This window comes from Trichlorobacter ammonificans, from assembly GCF_933509905.1.
Classification (GTDB): domain Bacteria; phylum Desulfobacterota; class Desulfuromonadia; order Geobacterales; family Pseudopelobacteraceae; genus Trichlorobacter; species Trichlorobacter ammonificans.
Genome location: NZ_OW150024.1, coordinates 3,023,219 through 3,042,305, shown reverse-complemented (window position 1 = coordinate 3,042,305; position 19,087 = coordinate 3,023,219). Strand labels below are relative to the sequence as shown.

General features: G+C 63.1%; 19 protein-coding genes and 1 pseudogene. 4 read left to right on the top strand and 16 right to left on the bottom strand.

Annotated features, from left to right (window positions below):
- Nucleotides 1–2 precede the first annotated feature (2 nt).
- The 3 genes from RAK07_RS13930 (at nucleotide 3) to RAK07_RS13920 (ending at nucleotide 2,990) form a co-directional block, all read left to right on the top strand.
- Nucleotides 3–698: an ABC transporter ATP-binding protein gene (locus RAK07_RS13930; protein WP_305733436.1), complete on the top strand. Its 696-nt coding sequence runs from the start codon at nucleotides 3–5 to the stop codon at nucleotides 696–698.
- A 4-nt stretch (nucleotides 699–702) separates the two neighbouring features.
- Nucleotides 703–2,664, top strand: a complete 1,962-nt coding sequence (locus RAK07_RS13925) for an ABC-F family ATP-binding cassette domain-containing protein (protein WP_305733435.1) — start codon at nucleotides 703–705, stop codon at nucleotides 2,662–2,664.
- 101 nt (nucleotides 2,665–2,765) lie between these two features.
- Nucleotides 2,766–2,990 (top strand): NifU family protein, encoded by a 225-nt coding sequence (locus RAK07_RS13920; RefSeq protein ID WP_305733434.1) that lies wholly within the window; start codon nucleotides 2,766–2,768, stop codon nucleotides 2,988–2,990.
- 65 nt (nucleotides 2,991–3,055) lie between these two features.
- Here RAK07_RS13920 and RAK07_RS13915 read toward each other — a convergent pair.
- The 3 genes and pseudogenes from RAK07_RS13915 to RAK07_RS13905 all read right to left on the bottom strand — a co-directional run.
- Nucleotides 3,056–3,379: pseudogene (locus tag RAK07_RS13915) on the bottom strand (peptide chain release factor-like protein); the annotation flags it as partial.
- On the bottom strand, nucleotides 3,376–3,711 hold the full coding sequence (locus RAK07_RS13910; protein ID WP_305733432.1) for a phage holin family protein: 336 nt from the start codon (nucleotides 3,709–3,711) through the stop codon (nucleotides 3,376–3,378). The gene RAK07_RS13910 and the pseudogene RAK07_RS13915, both read right to left, overlap by 4 nt.
- Nucleotides 3,712–3,722: 11 nt before the next feature.
- Nucleotides 3,723–4,922 carry a class I SAM-dependent rRNA methyltransferase gene (locus RAK07_RS13905; RefSeq protein ID WP_305733431.1) on the bottom strand — a complete coding sequence of 400 codons (1,200 nt, stop codon included), beginning with the start codon at nucleotides 4,920–4,922 and terminating at the stop codon, nucleotides 3,723–3,725.
- Nucleotides 4,923–5,096: 174 nt separating this feature from the next.
- Here RAK07_RS13905 and RAK07_RS13900 point away from each other — a divergent pair, with 174 nt between their 5' ends.
- A complete protein-coding gene (locus RAK07_RS13900) occupies nucleotides 5,097–5,741 on the top strand; it encodes an MBT domain-containing protein (RefSeq protein ID WP_305733430.1) in 645 nt (214 codons plus the stop codon).
- A 134-nt stretch (nucleotides 5,742–5,875) separates the two neighbouring features.
- Here the strand turns inward: RAK07_RS13900 and tyrS are convergent, their stop codons facing one another.
- The 13 genes from tyrS to RAK07_RS13835 form a co-directional block, all read right to left on the bottom strand.
- Entirely contained in the window at nucleotides 5,876–7,075 is a 1,200-nt protein-coding gene (gene tyrS, locus RAK07_RS13895) for a tyrosine--tRNA ligase (protein WP_305733525.1), read from the bottom strand.
- Between the two features lie 18 nt (nucleotides 7,076–7,093).
- Nucleotides 7,094–7,882 (bottom strand): TIGR00282 family metallophosphoesterase, encoded by a 789-nt coding sequence (locus RAK07_RS13890; RefSeq protein ID WP_305733429.1) that lies wholly within the window; start codon nucleotides 7,880–7,882, stop codon nucleotides 7,094–7,096.
- Nucleotides 7,883–7,974: 92 nt separating this feature from the next.
- Nucleotides 7,975–9,540, bottom strand: a complete 1,566-nt coding sequence (gene rny, locus RAK07_RS13885; protein WP_305733428.1) for a ribonuclease Y — start codon at nucleotides 9,538–9,540, stop codon at nucleotides 7,975–7,977.
- Nucleotides 9,537–10,148, bottom strand: a complete 612-nt coding sequence (locus tag RAK07_RS13880; protein WP_305733427.1) for a 5-formyltetrahydrofolate cyclo-ligase — start codon at nucleotides 10,146–10,148, stop codon at nucleotides 9,537–9,539. The genes rny and RAK07_RS13880 overlap by 4 nt, the downstream gene beginning before the upstream one ends.
- Nucleotides 10,149–10,370: 222 nt before the next feature.
- Nucleotides 10,371–10,676 (bottom strand): cell division protein ZapA, encoded by a 306-nt coding sequence (locus RAK07_RS13875; protein ID WP_305733426.1) that lies wholly within the window; start codon nucleotides 10,674–10,676, stop codon nucleotides 10,371–10,373.
- A gap of 5 nt (nucleotides 10,677–10,681) precedes the next feature.
- Nucleotides 10,682–10,858 carry a cell division protein ZapB gene (locus tag RAK07_RS13870; RefSeq protein WP_305733425.1) on the bottom strand — a complete coding sequence of 59 codons (177 nt, stop codon included), beginning with the start codon at nucleotides 10,856–10,858 and terminating at the stop codon, nucleotides 10,682–10,684.
- Nucleotides 10,859–10,952: 94 nt separating this feature from the next.
- Entirely contained in the window at nucleotides 10,953–11,981 is a 1,029-nt protein-coding gene (gene ftsY / locus RAK07_RS13865) for a signal recognition particle-docking protein FtsY (RefSeq protein ID WP_305733424.1), read from the bottom strand.
- Nucleotides 11,981–12,337, bottom strand: a complete 357-nt coding sequence (locus RAK07_RS13860; protein WP_305733423.1) for a roadblock/LC7 domain-containing protein — start codon at nucleotides 12,335–12,337, stop codon at nucleotides 11,981–11,983. The genes ftsY and RAK07_RS13860 overlap by 1 nt, the downstream gene beginning before the upstream one ends.
- Before the next feature lie 99 nt (nucleotides 12,338–12,436).
- Complete coding sequence (gene smc / locus RAK07_RS13855) at nucleotides 12,437–15,967, bottom strand: chromosome segregation protein SMC (protein ID WP_305733422.1); 3,531 nt, start codon at nucleotides 15,965–15,967, stop codon at nucleotides 12,437–12,439.
- 59 nt (nucleotides 15,968–16,026) lie between these two features.
- Nucleotides 16,027–16,518, bottom strand: a complete 492-nt coding sequence (mog, locus tag RAK07_RS13850; protein ID WP_305733421.1) for a molybdopterin adenylyltransferase — start codon at nucleotides 16,516–16,518, stop codon at nucleotides 16,027–16,029.
- Nucleotides 16,515–16,997 carry a cyclic pyranopterin monophosphate synthase MoaC gene (moaC, locus tag RAK07_RS13845; protein ID WP_305733420.1) on the bottom strand — a complete coding sequence of 161 codons (483 nt, stop codon included), beginning with the start codon at nucleotides 16,995–16,997 and terminating at the stop codon, nucleotides 16,515–16,517. The genes mog and moaC overlap by 4 nt, the downstream gene beginning before the upstream one ends.
- A gap of 10 nt (nucleotides 16,998–17,007) precedes the next feature.
- Nucleotides 17,008–18,312, bottom strand: a complete 1,305-nt coding sequence (locus RAK07_RS13840; protein WP_305733419.1) for a pyridoxal phosphate-dependent aminotransferase — start codon at nucleotides 18,310–18,312, stop codon at nucleotides 17,008–17,010.
- Nucleotides 18,313–18,541: 229 nt separating this feature from the next.
- A complete protein-coding gene (locus RAK07_RS13835) occupies nucleotides 18,542–19,066 on the bottom strand; it encodes a hypothetical protein (RefSeq protein WP_305733418.1) in 525 nt (174 codons plus the stop codon).
- Nucleotides 19,067–19,087 lie beyond the last annotated feature (21 nt).

Below are 19,087 nucleotides of genomic sequence, written 5' to 3'. Positions count from 1 at the left end.
CCATGCCTGACGTCATCAAACTGGAACATATCCGCCGGGTGTTCGGCGAAGGGGACCACCAGGTGGAGGCGCTGCGCGACATCTCCTTCGCCATCGCCGAAGGGGAGTTCGTGGCCATCATGGGGGCTTCCGGCAGCGGCAAGTCCACCTGCATGAACACCCTGGGCTGCCTTGACCGCCCCACCAGCGGCACCTACTGGTTGGACGGCATCGACACCGCCGGCATGACGCCGGACCAGCTGGCCGAGGTGCGCAACAAGAAGCTGGGGTTCGTGTTCCAGGGGTTCAACCTGCTACCCCGTACCACGGCCCTGGAGAATGTGGAGCTCCCCCTGGTCTACGCCGGGGTACCGACGGAGGAACGTCACCGCCGTGCCCGGACCGCCCTGGAACGGGTCGGGCTGGCGGAGCGGGTCAACCACACCAGCGCCCAGCTCTCCGGCGGCCAGCAGCAGCGGGTGGCCATTGCCCGGGCCCTGGTCAACGAACCGGCGGTGATCCTGGCCGACGAACCCACCGGCAACCTGGATACCGCAACCACCATCGAGATCATGGAACTGTTCACCGAGCTGAACCGCCAGGGGATCACCATTGTCATGATCACCCACGAGCCGGAGGTGGCGGAGTACGCCTCCCGGCGGATCACCTTCCGCGACGGCCGGATCGTCAGCGACACCGCCCATCCCGAGTCTGTCTGAATCCATGCTGCAACTGATCACTCTTTCCAAAGACTTCGCCGGTCGTGTGCTGTTTGCCGACATTTCCTGGCATCTCCGCAAGGGGGAGCGGGTGGCGCTGATCGGCGAGAACGGCGCCGGAAAATCCACCCTGATGAAGATCATTGCCGGGCTGGAAGAATCCAGCAGTGGCGAGATTCAGCTGGCTAAAGGGGCAAAGGCCGCCTACCTGCCCCAGGACGGCATCGTCACCAGCGGCCGGATGCTGTTTCACGAAGTCCGCTCCGCCCTGGCCGACCTTCTGGCCCTGGAGGAGGAGTTGCACCGCCTGGGCCAGGAGCTGGAGCGGCTGCCCCACGACAGCGCAGAGCATGACAGTCTGCTGCACACCTATGGCGAGTTGCAGGAGCAGTTCCGTCACCGCGGCGGCTACACCATGGAGGCGGAGATCGGCACGGTGCTGAAGGGGCTGGGGTTTGCGCAGTCCGACTGGCACCGCGATTGCGGCGAGTTCTCCGGCGGCTGGCAGATGCGCATCGCACTGGCGCGGCTACTGCTGCAAAAACCGGACGTGCTGCTTTTGGACGAACCAACCAACCACCTGGATATCGAGGCCCGCAACTGGCTGGAGCAGTACCTCTGCTCCTACCCCGGCTCCGTGATCCTGGTGTCCCACGACCGGTTTTTCATGGACCAGGTCTGCAGCCGGATCGCCGAGGTCTGGAACCACACCATCACCGACTACCACTGTTCCTACTCCACCTACCTGGTGCAGCGGGAGGAGCGGGTTTCGGCCCTGCGGGAGGCCAAGCGGCTGCAGGACGAGGAGATCCAGAAGACCGAGGATTTCATCCGCCGTTTCCGCTATCAGGCCAACAAGGCCTCCCTGGTGCAGTCCCGTATCAAGCAGCTGGAGAAGATCGAGCGGATCGACCTGCCGCCGGAACGCAAGAAGATCCGCTTCCAGTTTCCCGACGCCCCCAAGAGCGGCCGGATCGTGCTGGAGCTGCACAAGCTGACCCGGGCCTACGGCGCCAAGGTGGTGCTGGACCGGATCGACCTGACCGTGGAAAAGGGGGAGCGGATCGCCCTGGTGGGGCACAACGGCGCCGGCAAATCAACCCTGATGGCGGTGCTGGCCGGCGGCGAGTACCAGGGGGGAAGCCTGACCGTGGGGCACAACGTGTCGGCCGACTACTTTGCCCAGGACCAGGCCAATGTGCTGGACCCCTCCCGCACCGCCTATGACGAGCTGTACAGCGACTGCCCCTTTGAGATGGTGCCGAAGCTGCGTGACATCCTGGGGGCGTTTCTCTTTTCCGGCGACGATATCCACAAAAAGGTGGGGGTGCTGTCCGGCGGCGAGCGGAACCGGCTGGCCCTGGCCAAGATGCTGCTGCGTCCCTCCAACCTGCTGCTCATGGACGAACCGACCAACCACCTGGACCTGTTCAGCAAGGAGGTGCTGCTGGACGCCCTGAAGCGGTTCGAGGGGACCGTGATTTTCGTCTCCCATGACCGCTACTTCGTTAACGGCCTGGCCACCCGCATCGTAGAGGTGGACAGCGGCGGACTGACCAGTTATTACGGCGATTACGAGTACTATCTGGAGAAAAAAGAGGGCGCAGCCGCCGGAGGTGTGGCACGGAATTCCGGTGCTGCCGGACCGGTAACCAACGAACCTGTACGGCAGAAAACGGAGTCCGCTCCGGCGGCCCTGCCGTCCCAGAACAAGGAAGAGCGCAGCAGGGACCGGGAGGAGCAGAAACGGCGCAAGCGGGAAGAACAGGCCCGGGAGAAGCAGCAGCAGGCCATTGAACAGGAGATCGCCGGCGTCGAGCAGGAGATCGGTACGCTTGAGGCGGAGATGAACAGTCCCGGTTTCTTTGACGATCCCGAACGGGGGCTGGCGGCCGGTGAGCGGCACAGCAGCCTGCAGGCCCGTCTTGAGCAGTTGTACCAGCAGTGGGAAGAGCTGTCGAACTGATTTCTCCGTGCATTTTGTGCTGAAAAACGCTATACGAAAAGAAGGAAGTTCACTTTATCCGGCGTTGTGTACAACGCCGAGTATCACAAAGGAGACGTACCATGCTTGAAAAGGTACAGGCAGTGCTGGATCAGGTCCGCCCCATGCTGCAGCGTGACGGCGGTGATGTTGAACTGGTGGAGGTGACGGCCGATAACATCGTCAAGGTAAAGCTGCAGGGTGCCTGCGGTTCCTGCCCCATGTCCACCATGACCCTCAAGATGGGGATTGAAAAGGCGATCAAGGAGCAGATTCCGGAGATCGTTGAGGTACAGCAGGTTCGCTAGAACCGGTTCCGGAGAGCAGCAACGCACGGGCCCCGTTGTCATCGACAGCGGGGCCCTTTTGTATGTTACTCCTCCGGCCGGCGCAGCCGCTTACGCACCGCCGTCATCCGCTTTTCCGCCAGCCGCTTTTCCTTCTGGGCCTTCGACACCCTCGTGGCAATTCGCTTCTTTACCACCCGGCTGCGCCGTTCCAGGGCCGCCTGCAGCCGCTCCAGAGCCACGTCGCGGTTGCGGGCCTGGGACCTGCTTTCCGAAGCATGGACCACGATGCCGGTGGGCAGGTGTCTGATCCGTACCGCCGAATCGGTGGTGTTGCGGTGCTGGCCGCCGGGGCCGGAACCGCGGTAGAACTCGACCTGAATATCGGCTTCGTTGATCTCAACCATTATGACTTAAAGATGCTGAGCCCGAAGTTGACCAGGGTCAGCACCACGCTGAAGGCAAGAGCCCACCAGAAACCGTCCACCTGGAAGCCGGGAACGATTTTACTGGTCAGCAGGACCAGCAAGGCGTTGATCACCAGGGTGAACAGCCCCAGGGTCAGCAGGTTGATCGGCAGGGTCAGCAGCAGCAGCACCGGCTTGATGACGGCATTGATCAGCCCCAGCACCAGGGCGGTCACCAGGGCCGCGAAGAAACCGCTCAGCCGGATGCCGGGCAGCAGGTAGGCGGCAATCACAATGGCCAGACCGGAGATCAGCCAGTTGAACAGGAATCCCATATCGTCCCTCCCTATTCCGTTTTTACACAGAGCACGTATTTCAGATACCGCCCCTCCGGAAAGGTGGCCGGAAAGGGGAAGTCGGCCGGCTGGCCCCGCTGTTCGATCACCCGCAGGTCACAGCCTGCCTGCAGGGCTCCCCGGCGCAGTTCCTTCAGGTAGTCGGCCAGATCGGTCTTCTGGTGGTTGGAAGAGCAGATCAGCAGCCCCCCCTCCGGCAGAAGCGGCAGGCTGGCGGCCACCAGATCGCTGGTGCCGCCCCGGGTGGTGAAACGCCCTTTACCGGTGGTGGAAAAGGAAGGGGGGTCCATCAGGACGACGTCGAACTGTTCGCGTGCCGCTGCCAACTCCGCCAGTTTGGCCAGGCAGTCCCCCACCAGGAACCGGTGCTTTTTGATGTTGAGCCGGTTGGCCTCGAAATTTGCTCGGTTCCAGTCGGTATAGCCTGACGAGACATCCACCGAGGTCACCTGGGCTGCTCCGGCTGCGGCGGCTGCCACGGAAAAAGCGCCGGTGTAGGCAAACAGGTTCAGGAACCGTTTGCCCGCCATGCGGGGCAGCAGTGCCCGGCGGTTCTCCCGTTGGTCCAGAAACAGACCGGTGTTCAGCCCTTCTTCCATTGAAACCAGAAAGGTCAGGCCGTTTTCCTGCACCTCCAGGCGGCGTGGCGCGGCGGTGCCGGCCAGCAGCCTGCCATAGCATTTCGAATCGCTGACCGCTTCCAGTTCGCGGGTATTCTGGGGACGGGCCTTTTCGTAAATACCGTTGGGATTCAACAACTCCTGCAATACAGCGGTCAGCAGCTTCAGATGCGGTCGCCAGCCTTCGCAGTAGAGTTGCACCATCAGGTAGTCGCCGTAGCGGTCCACAGTGAGGCCGGGGAGGCCGTCCCCTTCGCCGTTCACCAGACGGTAGGCGTCGGTGTCGAGCAGGTCGAGGTACTGCTCCCGTAGGATTAATGCATGCCGGAATCTCTCCAGCAGCCAGCGCCGGTCAAGCTGCACCGGCTTCCGGGAGAGCACCCGCGCCACCACCCGGTCCGCCGGGTCCAGCAACGCGGTAGCCAGCGCTTTGCCGCGCTCGTCGACCAACTGTACCAGGTCGCCGGCAGTGCCTTTGGGCCAGCGTTTGGTGAAGTGGTCGGCGATTACCCAGGGATGCCCCAGTTCCAGCATTCTGACGGTGTCTGCTCCTACGATTCGTTGTTGCATCAGTCCCCTCAGTGCAGCATCGGATACGGCACAGCCTACCAAAGGCAGCGGAGATTTTCGAGCAAAATGGCACACTGGACAGGCAGGCAGCGTGTGCTACACTTATGGGCTCATGCAGCGCGTAATTTCTCGCAGCATGCACTTTACTTTAGGCTGTCCAACGGGAGACCTGTCATGTATCGCACGGTGATCGCAACGGTATGTCTGTATGCTCTGGTTTCAGCACCCTCACTGCAGGCTGCTCCACTCTGGTCGGAACAGTATCAACTGCCGCCACAGCAGAAGACGTCCGCCACGGCAACTGCCGGTGAGCGTGGACTCTGCAGTGCCGGTAGTCCGGTTGAGATTCTGTCAGGAGGGAAATGGTACCCCGGCAGCGTCCGGCAGGGGCCCGATACGTTGGACACCTGCCTGGTTTCATATGACGGCTATGGCCCGAACTGGGATGAGTGGGTCAAGCTGAACCGTTTGCGGCCGCGTGCTGCCGGCAGTGCGGTGAGCGGGAAACAGGAGGAGACGGCACCGGCACAAGCCGGCGCACTTCCCCCGGGCAGGTACGCCTGTTATACCTTTGATGCCGGACAGCTGAATTACACCTACACCGACATTATTATACAATCCGCGACACGCTACGCCGTGGGCAAGGCCGAGGGGAGCTACGAACGAGCCGCTGCCGGGTCGATTATTTTCAAGGGGGGCCCCCTGAAGGATGCTACGGGCTCCTATGCCCCCAAAAGCAACGGCGCCGTGGAAATCAAACTCGTCTTCTCCAATGACACGCGGGCATCCATGAGCTGCAGCCGGGCCGGGGGTAGATAAGCGGCGCTCCCCATGGCACCGCTGCCGTTTTTACACGGCAGGCCATTTTCATGGCTGTTCGGTTCGGATGAGGTGTATGAAAAAAGGGACTGCCTGAGCAGTCCCTTCTGCATGGTGCCGTGCACACGGTGGTATCAGGTGATCACGATCCGCACAAAGCGGCGTTTGCCGATCTGGACGATGTACTCGCCGGCTGCGTTCAGTTCCAGGTTGACGTTGGAGACCTTTTCGCCGTTCAGCTTGACCCCCCCCTGATCGATGGAGCGGCGTGCTTCGCCGTTTGACTTGGTCAGCCCGGCTTCGGTGAGGGCTTTGGCCAGCAGCAACGGACAGTCGGCAGCGCTGTAGCTGACCTGGGGCATCTCGTCGGGGATCTCGTTCTCCTTGAACCGTTTGACAAAGTTTTCCTCAGCCAGCTGTCCCTGGCCCGCACCGTGGAAGCGGTCCACCAGCTCCCGCCCCAGGGCCTTCTTGGCGGCCATCGGATGCACCGAGCCATCGGCCATGCCGCTTTTCAGCTTTTCAAACTCGGCCACGCTCATGTCGGAGAGTAGTTCGTAGTAGCGGATCATCAGCGTATCGGAGATGGACATCACCTTGCCGAAAATATCGTCCGGCGCTTCGCTGATGCCGATGTAGTTGCCCAGGGATTTAGACATCTTGTTGACCCCGTCCAGACCCTCCAGCAGCGGCATGGTCAGGACGCATTGGGGAGACTGGCCCCATTCCCGCTGCAGCTCGCGGCCCATCAGCAGGTTGAACTTCTGGTCGGTGCCACCCAACTCCACGTCGGCCTTCAGGGCCACCGAGTCGTACCCCTGGATCAGGGGGTAGAGGAATTCGTGGATGGCGATCGGCTGCTGGCCGGTGTAGCGCTTGTGGAAGTCGTCCCGCTCCAGCATGCGGGCCACGGTGTATTTGGAGGCCAGGGCGATCATGCCGCCGCAGCCCAGGTCGTTCAGCCAGGAGGAGTTGAACACCACCTTGGTTTTCTCCGGGTCGAGGATCTTGAAGACCTGCTCCTTGTAGGTCTCGGCGTTTCTCAGCACATCCTCCCGGGTCAGTACCTTGCGGGTTTCGGACTTGCCCGTCGGGTCACCGATCATGCCGGTGAAGTCGCCGATCAGGAAGTGCAGGTCATGGCCCAGCTGCTGGAACTGACGCAGTTTCTGGATCAGCACGGTGTGCCCCAGGTGCAGGTCCGGGGCGGTTGGATCAAAACCTGCCTTGATGACCAGCGGCCGGCCGGTGGCGAGCTTGTCTTCAAGTTCCTTTTCAATCAGCAGTTCAACACAGCCGCGCTTGATCACGGCCATCTGTTCGGCAACGGTCATACTCATTGCAAGCTCCTTCTATCCTACGGGGACATTGATCCGTTCAATACTGACCGCTTTGCCGGTGGCAGTTTCCACCCCGATCACCACGGCGTTGATCCGCAGGTCTTTCTTGGGGACGTCGAACTTGACCGGCTGTTGGGTCAGAAACCGCTGGATCGCCTGATGTTTGTCGATACCGATCACCGAATCGAAGGAACCGGTCATCCCCACGTCGGTCAGGTAGGCGGTGCCGCCGGGGAGAATCCGCTCGTCGGCGGTCTGGACATGGGTGTGGGTTCCCACCACCGCCGAGACCCGGCCGTCCAGGTACCAGCCCAGGGCGCTCTTTTCCGAAGTGGCCTCGGCATGGATATCCACCAGCACGATGGGGGTTATCTTTTTCAGCCGTGCCAGTTCCGCATCGGCGGTCCGGAAGGGGCAGTCCAGATTTTTCATGTAAACCCGCCCCTCCAGGTTCAGTACCCCCACCGTGATGCCGCCGGGGGTTTCCACCAGGGCGGCCCCCCGTCCCGGCGTGCCGGGGGGGTAGTTAAGGGGGCGGATGATCCGTTCTTCCCGGTCCAGGAAGCCACTGGTGTCTTTCTTGTCCCAGATATGGTTACCGCTGGTCAGCAGACAAATCCCCTGGCGGAACAGCTCCTCCGCCGTGTCCGGGGTGATGCCGAAGCCGCCGGCGGCATTTTCGCCGTTGGCGATCACCAGATCAACGGCGTGGCGGTCCACCAGCCGGTGCAGTTCCCGGCTGATGGCGCTGCGGCCGGGGCTGCCGACGATATCGCCTATGAAGAGAATACGGACGGACATGCAAGCACCTTAAACGTTACGGCAAAAGTCTGAAAATCCCGGCACGCGGAAAAAGCCGGATACCAACGACGTGCTAGCAGGCCGGCAGTTGTCTAGCGGGCGTACTCGGTGGCGCGGGTTTCCCGGATCACGTTCACCTTGATCATGCCGGGGTAGGTCATTTCGCTTTCAATTTTCTTGGCGATGTCCCGGGCCAGCAGGGTGGCGTGGTCGTCGGAGACCTTCTCGCTGGAGACCATGACCCGGATCTCCCGGCCCGCCTGGATGGCAAAGGAGCTTTGGACGCCGTCGAAGGAGGTGGCGATCCGCTCCAGATCTTCCAGGCGTTTCACGTAGCTCTCCATCATCTCGCGACGGGCGCCGGGACGGGCGCCGGAGAGGGCATCGGCCGCCTGCACCAGCACCGCCAGGATGGTGGACGGCTTTTCGTCTTCGTGGTGTGCGGCAATGGCGTGGACGATCTTGGGGGACTCGCCGTATTTACGGGCCAGGTCGGCGCCGATGACGGCATGGGAGCCCTCCACTTCGTGGTCAACCGCCTTGCCCAGGTCGTGCAGCAGGCCGGCCCGCTTGGCCTGCTTGACGTTGATCCCCAGTTCGGCGGCCATGATGCCGCAGAGAAAGGCCACTTCCAGAGAGTGCTGGTAGACGTTCTGGGTGTAGGAGGTGCGGTACTTGAGCCGCCCCACCAGCTTGAGCACTTCAGGGTGGATGCCGTGGACCCCCAGGTCGAAGGCCGCCTGCTCACCGGCCTCCTTGATCGCTTTTTCAACTTCTTCTTCGGATTTGGCCACCACTTCCTCGATGCGGCCCGGATGGATCCGGCCGTCGGAGAGCAGTTTTTCCAGGGAAAGCCGGGCCACCTCACGGCGTACCGGGTTGAAGCCGGAGAGGATCACCGCCTCCGGGGTGTCGTCGATGATCAGGTCGATGCCGGTGGCTGCCTCCAGGGCGCGGATGTTGCGCCCCTCGCGGCCGATGATCCGGCCCTTCATCTCGTCCGAGGGGAGCGGCACGACCGAAACGCATTTTTCCGAAACATATTCCCCGGCATAGCGCTGAATGGCCGAGGCGATGATTTCTTTTGACTTCTTGTCGGCGGTTTCGCGGGCCTCTTCCTCGATCTGGCGGACCCGTTTGGCGGCGTCGTGGCGGGCTTCGCTTTCCATGGCCGCCATCAAGGTGGCCTTCGCGTCATCCGCCGACATGCCGGAGATTTGTTCCAGGCGGGCCTTCTGCTCGTCCAGGGAGCGGGACAACTCCTCTTCCCGGGTGACAATCCCCTGCTCACGGGTGACGACGCCCTGCTCCTTCTTGAGCAGGTCCATTTCCTTCTGGTCAACCAGTACCGCCTTCTTGTCCAGGTGCTCTTCCTTCTGCTGCAGACGCCGTTCCTGAGACTGGATCTCCCGTTTTTTCTCCTTCAGTTCGTTTTCTGCCTGCTCCTTGGCGGCCAGCGCGGCATCCTTTGCCTGCAGCTCCGCCTCCTTGGCGATGGTGTCGGCTTCGCGGCGGGCATCTTCCAGCATTTTTGCCGCCAGCTCCTCCGCCTGGCCGACAATCCCCTCCGTACTCTTCCGGCCGAAGCGGTTGCCGGCAACATAGGCCACCCCCGCGACAGCGACGATTATCAACGCCATGATAATACTGGTCATCATGTTTTCTGTCCTCCTCCTATATGATCATCCGGCCGCTCGGAGGGCCGGTTCCTGCTGTCGATAAGCCGCTGGTCCGTCACAACATACTGCATCCTGATATCGTGGCCTTCGGCGGGCAGCCGCTCCAGCAGCTGAAAATCGTGACACAGGCCCACCAGTGCCACCGGCCTGGACAGGCGGGCGAGACACCGGTCGTAGTATCCCTTGCCGAAACCGATCCGGTGACCGACATGATCGAAGGCAACCCCTGGTATCACCAGCAGGTCCGCGATATCGGCCGGATATCCCCTGCCGACGGCGCAGGGTTCGGGGATGCCGAACGCTCCCGGCTCCAGAGGAGTGCGGTCCGTTACCTCCGCAAAGAGCATCTCCTCACCGCAGATGCGGGGGTAGAAAACCCGCTTGCCGTTACGTAGCGCCTCCGCGTGCAGCAACGCGGTGTCGATCTCGTTGCGGATCGGCGCATACAGGGCGATGCAGCCGGCCTGGGCGAACAGATCAAGGTTCAGCAGCCGCTCCTGAGCACTGCGGCTCGCCTGTCGCCAGGCACCCGGTTCCATCTCGCCGCGGCAGCGCAGCAAGGTACGCCTCAGGCTGGTTTTGGGCATGGCGCCCCTCAAAAAACAACGAGAAATAGTCCCGGCAGACGCGGGGTCGGTTCCTTCAGGCAGGGGCGAAAGGGGTGCGGAGGGACGTGAACCGCGCAGCGTCGCGCGGGGCGTCAACCGTTCCTTTCACGGCGAGGATATATAGGCCAGTGCGGGTATCAGTACGCAGGAAGCCTGCGGAAACTGAACAAAGGTACAACCGGTTACGCGTTGGTATATATATCAAGTCTCCCTGAAGAGACCGGGGGTTTCCAGCGCTGTTTCAAGGCGCTCCAGCAGACGGTGTATCCGGGCGTCGAGAGCGGCTGTGTCCGTCCGGGGAGCTGCCTGCTGCTCCAGGTAGGCCTCGGCGAGATTCAACAGAGCCAGGATCGCCACCAGCTGGGAATCCGCCACCGCCATACGGTTTTGTATATCGGCAAGACGGGAGTTGACAAAGGTTTCGACCGCCCGCACCTGCTCCTCGGGTGCCGAGCTCCTGACCGGAATGTCCCGTCCCAGCACGGTCAGTTGATAGGTCGTCTTCATGGAGCCTACAGATCGTCGAGCTTGCTCAGGATGGCGTCGATGCGCTCCTTGAGCGTTTCGCGCTCCTGCATGAGCCGAGTGTTCTCCTCGGCCAGTCGCAGGTTTTCTTCTTTCAGTGCGCCGTGGCGGGCCACCAGCTCACCGATTTTCGTCTCCAGCTTTTCAAACAAATCAGTTCCCATCGGTGCTTCTCCTTGCGAAGGTTCAATAATATATTGATTTTCTTGAACTAAGTCAAGAGCCATTTGGGGGAAGTCCCTGAAAAGAGAGCCTTGGCTATGCCTGGAAGAGGGCATTGACAAACTCCTGTGGATCAAAGTCCCGCAGGTCGTCAACCGATTCGCCGATACCGATGAAGCGGACCGGCAGGGCGCATTCGCGGGAAATGGCCACAATGATACCGCCTTTGGCAGTGCCGTCCAGCTTGGTCAGGGCCAGGCCGGAGACGCCGGCCGCCTCCTTGAACAGACGGGCCTGGGAGAGGGCGTTCTGACCGGTGGCGGCGTCCAGCACCAGCAGGGTTTCGTGGGGTGCACCGGGAATCTCCCGCTCGATCACCCGCCGGATTTTCTTCATTTCCTCCATCAGGTTCACCTTGGTGTGCAACCGGCCGGCGGTGTCGATGATCAGCAGGTCGGTTTTCCGCGCCACGGCCGCCTTGCAGGCATCGAAGGCCACCGCCGAGGGATCGGCCCCCTCCTGGTGGCGGATCACCTCGACGCCGGCCCGTTCCCCCCAGACGACAAGCTGTTCGGCCGCCGCTGCCCGGAAGGTGTCTCCCGCCGCCAGCAGTACCCGTTTCCCTTCTGCGGCGTACCGCGCTGCCAGCTTGCCGATGGTGGTGGTCTTGCCGACGCCGTTCACCCCCACTACCAGCACCACGAAGGGAGTGGCCCCCTCGGGCCGGAAGGACTGGTGACAGGCCAGCAGACGGCTGAGCAGTTCCTCCTTCAGGGCCGACTTCAGGGCCTGGCCGTCCTTCAGTTCCTGACGGGACAGGCGTTGCTCAAGGGCCCGGATCAGTTCCACCGTGGTCGCAACACCGATATCGGAGGTGATCAGAATTTCCTCCAACTCCTCCAGGGTGTCCGCATTAATCTCCTTTTTGCCCAGTACCAGCGCATCGATCCGCCCCACCAGACCATCGGTGGTCTTTTTCAGCCCGTTTTTCAGGCGGGTGAAGAAGCCCGGCGCTTCCGGCGTGGCGGGCGGCGCAGTCCCCGGCTCCGGCGGCTCGGCAGGGGCTGGCGCTCCCGTGACCCGTTTCAGCAGCCCCTTGAAAAAACCGCCTTGTTCATCACTCATTACAGTACCTCTCGAATCCGTTCTATGGCCCTGACAGCATGGTAGCGGGCCGAGGCCAGCGACGCGGGACGCTGCAGTTGCACTACCAGCGAGTAGTCGGGGTCAATCACCCGGATCAGCAGATGCTGATGTTCCGACGACATGCAGACCTCCTCGATGCTGCCACCCAGGTTGCGACGGTGGCTGTCCCGCAAGCGTGCCAGCACCACCCCCTGGTGAGCGGCGACGAAGCGGATGTCGTAGGGGGTGCAGTGGCAGTATTCCTGCACCGCTTCTCCCTCCCAGTCCACCAGGATGGCGCCGACGGCATGGGGAACCGCGTCCACCAGATCCTTCAGAATCGCTCGAAACGGCATGGCAGGCTCTCCGCAACGTTGGGTCAAACGGAGAAAAAATAGCAGAACCGGCCGGTTATTGACAACCGGTAATGTACGTTCGCGTGCTGTTGAGCAACCTTAATGGAGTTTGACCGAGACGAGCCGCGATGCGCCGGGCTCCTCCATGGTGACGCCGTAGAGGGTGTCGGCCACGGCCATGGTGGTTTTGTTGTGGGTGATGATGATGAACTGGGAAATGGCGCTCATCTCCCGCACCATTTCGTTGAAGCGGCCGATGTTGGCGTCGTCCAGGGGGGCATCCACCTCGTCCAGCAGGCAGAACGGGGTCGGCTTGATCAGGAAGATGGCGAAGATCAGTGCCACGGCAGTCAGGGCTTTCTCTCCTCCGGAGAGCAGCATGACGTTTGACAGTTTTTTGCCCGGCGGCTGCACGATGATGTCGATGCCGGTCTCCAACAGGTCCTGCTCGTCGGTGAGGCGCAGTTCGGCCCGGCCGCCGCAGAACAGGCGGGGGAAAATCTCGCTGAACTGGGCGTTGACCTGGGTGAAGGTGTCGAAAAAGCGCTTGCGGGTGGTTTTGTTGATCTTCTGGATCGCCTGCTGCAGGTCCTGCACCGACTCTTCGAGGTCGGCCTTCTGCTCCGCCAGAAAGCGATGGCGTTCCTCCATGCCGGCATACTCCTCAATGGCCATCAGGTTGACATCCCCCAGCTCCTCCAGAACCCGCTCCAACTCCTGCTGGCGGAGCCGGGCCGCGGCTTCGTCGAAGGTGCTGACGTCGGGGTGTCCCTCCTGGTCGGCCAGGGAGAGCCGGTGCCGCTCCTGTAGATTCTGGTCCAGGTTATCAAGCTGCAGGGTGAGCGATGAGCAGCGCAGGGTCGCCGCCACCTGTTGCTGGCGAACCGCTTCGCTCTCCGCCCGGCAGGTCCGCGCCGCGGCATCGCTCTCCGCCAGCCGGGCGCCGGCGGCCTCGTACGCCTCCCGCAGGGCACGGAGACGCTCCTCCAGCTGAAGTTGCCGTGCCAGGAGCTCCTTGAGCCGGACCTCTTCGGTTTCGATTTCCTGCAGCAGGGTCTGCCGTTGATCACGGGCTGCGGAGCGTTCCTCGGTGCGCTGGCGGAAGCGCTGCTCCAACTCCTGGAGCCGGGACGCCACGGCGGCGGTACCCCGCTGCAGCGATTCGATCTGCTCCCGCAGGGTCGCATGGGAGACCCGCAGGGCCGTCAGCCGTTCCCGCTCCAGTGCCAACGCCTGATTTTGCTCCTCCAGGCCGCTTCCCTGCTCGGCCAGGTGCGCCTCAAGCTGCCGGGTGCGCTGGTCCGCTTCCCCGCCGGTGGTGGTCAGGGTCTCCAGCTCCTCATGGAGCCGTTCCGCCTCCTCGGCGAGGTTGTCCAGGTCAAGGGCGTTCAGCTTCAGTCGATCACCGGTCCGCTCCAGTTCGCCGGCCGTCTGGTGCAGATCCTTGGTCAAACCGGCCAGTTCCAGTTCCGCGCCGTGCAGGTCGTTCCGGGCAGCTGCCAGTTCCTGGGCGATCTCCTGGGCTGCTTCCCGCAACTCCCGCCGTTCCCGGTCGTGCTCCACCAGCGCGGCCTCAAGGATACCGACTCGCTCCTCCAGCGCCTTGATCTCCCGCTTTTTGTGGATGATGCCGGACTGCACCGGTTCGCCGGAGCCGCCGCTGATCAGGCTGCCCATGGTCACCAGGTCGCCGTCGGTCGTGACAAAGGTGGCATGGGGATACTGCTGCCCCAGCTCAAGAGCGGTTTCCAGCCGGTCCACCCGGTAGGTCTCAGCCAGCAGGCGGGCCAGCAGTCCCCGTACCGAATCCGGTGCCGTGACCCGACCCAGCAGTGGCAGGGCCCGGGGGTCGGCGACCTGCTGAAGAGCGGGCACGACGCCGCACGGCAGGGCCAGCTGCGCCCGGCCGCCCTTGGCGCGGAGGTAGGACAGGCTTTCCAGGGCATCGTCCGGTGCGCGGCAGAGGACCGTCTGCAGGCGGTCTCCCAGAACCGCTTCAAGGGCCGCCTCAAGCTCCTCCGGTACCTCCAGGCGATCCGCCAGCATCCCGTCCAGGCGTTGGCGTAGCGGTGCATCCTTCAGCAGGGTCCGGACACCGTGGCCGTACCCCTCGAACTGGGCCTCCAGCTCCTGCAGCGACTTCAGACGGGACACGGTCCGGTTCAACTCGTCGTGGCACTGCTGCCAGCGTTTCTCCGCCTCAGGTACCTGCTGCTTCACCTGCTGTTCCCGCACCGTAAGGGTTTCGATGGCAACGGCGATGTCGCGGCGACGCTGCTCCAGCCCGGACCGGGCCGCCTCCAGGGTGGTACGCTGTGCGGTCAGCTCCGCCAGCCGCCCGCTGAGGCCGCCCTGTTCCTGTTCGTACCGCGCCCGCTGCTCCGCAAGGGCCACCTGCCGCTTTCTGAGGGCGTCGGCCTGGCTGCGGCAGCGGTTTGCCTCGGCCATGACGGTGAAGAGTTCCCGGCGCCCCTGTTCAACGGCAGCGCGTGCTGCTTCAAAGCCGGCCTCCCGTTCCTTCAGCGATTCCTGGGCAGTGGTCAGCTCAATCTCAGCTTCGCCGAGCCGTTGCTGGATTTCCTGAAGACGTGCGGCGGTGTCGGTCTGCTGGGCTACCGTGCCTTCCGTGCTGAAAGCCAGGGAGGCCAGCTCCTCATCCAGGCGGAGCAGCCGCTCCTCCAGTGCCGTCAGTTCTTTGTGGCGGAACTGCAGACCGTTTTCGCAGGCAGCACCGTCACTCCGCCAGCGGTACAGCTCCTCCTGGGCGCAGTTCAGCGCTTTTTCCGCCTCAAGGATGGAAAGTCGATCCTCCTCCATCCGGCTTTCCGCCTGGGTCACGGCGCCAAAGGCGCTCTGCATCCGCTCGTTCAGGCGGGCCAACTCCTGTTCCGCCTCGGCCCGCTCGGCCTGCACCTGGCGGCCGCGGTACAGCAGGGAGCACAGCTCCAGGTCGCGCAGTTCCTGCCGGTGCTCCTTGAACTTTTCCGCCTTCTTGGCCTGGCGCTGCAGCGAGCCCAACTGGCGCCTGATCTCGCCGATCAGGTCGTTTAAGCGCAGCAGGTTCTGGCGGGTGCTTTCAATCTTTTTCAGAGCCAGCTGCTTGCGGGCCTTGTAGCGGGTGACGCCGGCCGCCTCCTCGATCAGCAGCCGCCGCTCTTCGGGGCGGGAGTGGAGAATCTGGCCGATCTTGCCCTGTTCGATGATGGAGTAGGCGCGGGTACCGACGCCGGTATCCATGAACAGTTCGGTGATGTCCAGCAGACGGCAGGGGGTCTTGTTCAGCAGGTATTCGCTTTCGCCGTCCCGGTAGAGACGGCGGGTAAGCTGAATTTCTGCAAAATCGAGGTATTTGGCAGGGGCCCGGCCGTCCTCCGTGGAGAAGACCAGGGAAACTTCGGCCATCCCCAGGGGTTTACGGGACTCGCTGCCGGCGAAGATGACGTCCTCCATCGCCTTGCCGCGCAGGTTCTTGGCCGATTGCTCCCCCATGCACCAGCGGATAGCATCCACAATGTTGGACTTGCCGCAGCCGTTGGGACCCACCACGCCGGTGACCCCCTGCTGGAAGTCCAGCACCACCCGGTCGGCGAAGCTTTTAAACCCTGCTATTTCGAGGCGTTTGATTCTCACGGCAGCGACGGGGCTCCGGGGAGGGTGGTGATGAGGAGGGTACGGGAGAACATCGGTGGTCAGAACCGTCCGGCGCAGTCGCGCTGGTCGCCGCGAATCTTTTCCACGGCGTGGGGGATGAGCTGCCAGACCGCTTCCAGGCACTCCACCGCCCCCTTGGGACTGCCGGGGAGGTTGATGATCAGGCTCTGTCGCCGGATACCGGCCATGGCCCGGGAAAGCATGGCAGTCTTCGTTACCTCCAGGGAGCGCAGGCGCATCAGTTCACCGATGCCGGGGATGACCCGTTCCACCACCGCTGCCGTGGCTTCCGGGGTGATGTCGCGGGGGGAGACGCCGGTGCCACCGGTGGTCAGGATCAGGTCGGCCCGGTCCCGGTCGGCCCAGTCCGCAAGCATGGCGGCGATTTCCCGCTGCTCGTCCGGCAGGATGGCGGTGGCGACAACGCTGCAGCCCTGCTCCGTCAACCAGGCGGCCAGGGCCGGACCGCTGGCATCCTGCCGCTCTCCCCGGGAACCTTTGTCGCTCAGGGTCAGGATGGCTACCCTCATGGCACTTCCTCCCGCCGGTAGGTGCCGCTTTTGCCGCCTTCCTTGAACAGCAGGCGGATTCCGGCGATCGCTACGCTCTTGTCCGCCCCCTTGACCATATCGTAGACCGTGAGGGCCGCCACGGAGGCGCCGGTCATCGCCTCCATCTCCACGCCGGTCCGCTCGAAGGCCCGCACCGTGCAGCGGATGGCGATACGGCCGGCAGCGGTGTCGGGCAGGAATTCGACCGCCACATGGTGGACCGCCAGGGGGTGGGACAGGGGAATCAGCTCCGGTGTCCGCTTGACCGCCGCAATGCCGGCCAGACGGGCCACCCCCAGCACATCCCCCTTGGCGCTGCCGCTGTTAATCACCCGTTCGGCAAGAGGGGGCGACATGCTCACCACGGCCTCGGCAACGGCGGTGCGCAGGGTCGGCTGCTTGGCGCTGACATCCACCATGATCGCCTGCCCCTGGCTGTCGAAATGATTGAATTCCATGCCGGTAATCCTAGGAGGCGATATACTGGCGAATTTTTTCCGCCAGGGTCCGGTAGATCCGCTCCGTTTCCGCCGGGTCGCGCTCCAGCAGCGTCACCCGGAACCCTTGGAGGCTGGTGGCGAAGGAGGAGAGCGGCACGGTGCAGATGCCGGTGGCGGCCAGGGTATAATACACAAAGCGCTTGTCCGGCGAAACCCCCGGCTGGTTGACCAGCGACTCCACCAGGCTGCGCACCTCGTTGTCGGCGATCGGCAGGCTCTGGCGGTTGTTCAGCACCCCGTCCCTGAAGGCGACGGCCATGTAAAAGGCGCCGTTGGTGCGGTTCACCAGCAGTTCCGGCACTTCTTTCAAGAAGTTGTACGTGATGTTGCTGGAGGTTTCGTACAGGGCGATCCGCTCCCGCAGGTAGGTCTGGTATTCCGGATGTTGCATGATGGCCGGAATGACGCTCTGGGGCAGGGTGGTGGAGCAGACCTCGTTCATCTTGGCGGTGAGGATCAGGTTGATGTACTTGCGGAACTGGTCATCGGACTGGCCGTTGTAGACCTCGATCCAGCCGCAGCGGGAGCCGGGCCAGGGGAACTCCTTGGAAATCCCCTTCAGGCTGATGGCCGGCACGTCGCCGATAACGTCGCTGATCGGCACGGTGGTCTGACCGTTGTAGACCACCTTGGTGTACACCTCGTCGGCGATGATGAAGAGGCCGAATTCCCGGGCGATATCGACGATGGCCTGCAGGGTTTCCCTGGGGTAGACCATGCCGGTAGGATTGTCGGGGTTGATGATCATGATGGCGCAGACGCCGGGGTTGTTGCGTACCTGTGCCCGCAGTTCCTCCAGGTCCGGCGCCCATCCCGATTCCGGGTTGAGACGGAAATGGAGCGACGGAGCATGGGCATGGCCGATCTCGCCGAGGGTGTGCGTGGTATAGGAGGGGGAAGGCATCAGTACCCGCGCCTCGGGGGTGAGACAGCCGTAAATCTTGGCGATGGCGTCGCCCAGGCCGTTGAAGAAGATGATGTCCTCGGGGGTGATGTGGGCGCCGCCGCGGCTGTTGGTCTGCTCGCAGATGAACTCGCGGGTCTTCAGCACGCCGCGGGTGTGGCAGTAACCCCAGGTGTCATTCTGCATCACGGCGTCGGCCACGATCCGCTTCATCCATGCCGGGATCTGCTCCCCCTTGACGATGGGGTCGCCGATGTTTTCCCAGTTGATGGTGACGCCGCACTTCTGCAGTTTCTCGGCGACATTGACGATATTCCTGATTTCGTAGGTCAGTTCTCCGGTACCGGGGGGGACGAGTTGGACGCGCATCTGTTTGTGCTCCTTTGTGTGATTGAAATGCAGAGTGTCAAAACAGAAACAGCCGCAGGCTGCGTGCCTGCGGCTGTTCGAAATCTTAAAAACGGTCGCGATCAGCGGGCAGCAGCAAACTCCGCGGCGCTGGTCGCCGCGGCGGTGATAGCTCGTGCTGCTGATGCGATCTGATAGTTCATGGGGAGCATCACTTACCACACCGGCCAAAGGCAGGTCAATGAGATTTTTACTGCTGCATCGGTTCGCCGGGGAAACCGACCAGCAGGCGACCGTCAGCCTCCCGCCAGCGAATCCAGCCGGCGCTGGAGGCGTCCAGCAGGACATAGGCCCAGTCCCCCTGCACCATGACCACCCGCATCGGCGGCGCCGTCGCCGGCCGCGGCGTCCCCTGGAGCGCTTCGGGCTGGGGGACCACCTGCATCAACCGTTTGGGGCTGTTGGGGAGAAAAACCACCTGGGCTCCTTTGAGAAACTGGGGCCAGGGGGTGTAGCGCCAGTGCCGCTGCACGAGCAGCCAGGACTCGCGGCCGGCATCGTCTCGCTCCACCCGCAGCCAGTCCCCTTTGCGGGCTTTCACCAGTAGCACGACCCGGTCCGGGACGGCGGTGAACAGCCAGTCGTTCAGGCGCTGTGCCGCGAGGGGCGCCAGGGTGCCGCTGCGTACCAGCCCCGGCTCATTGTAGAATGGGATCGGAGCGGTCAAGCCGACGGTGCTGATCGACAGAACCCCGATGCCGCTGTAAGGACGCATCCGCTGTGCCGCCCCGACCGG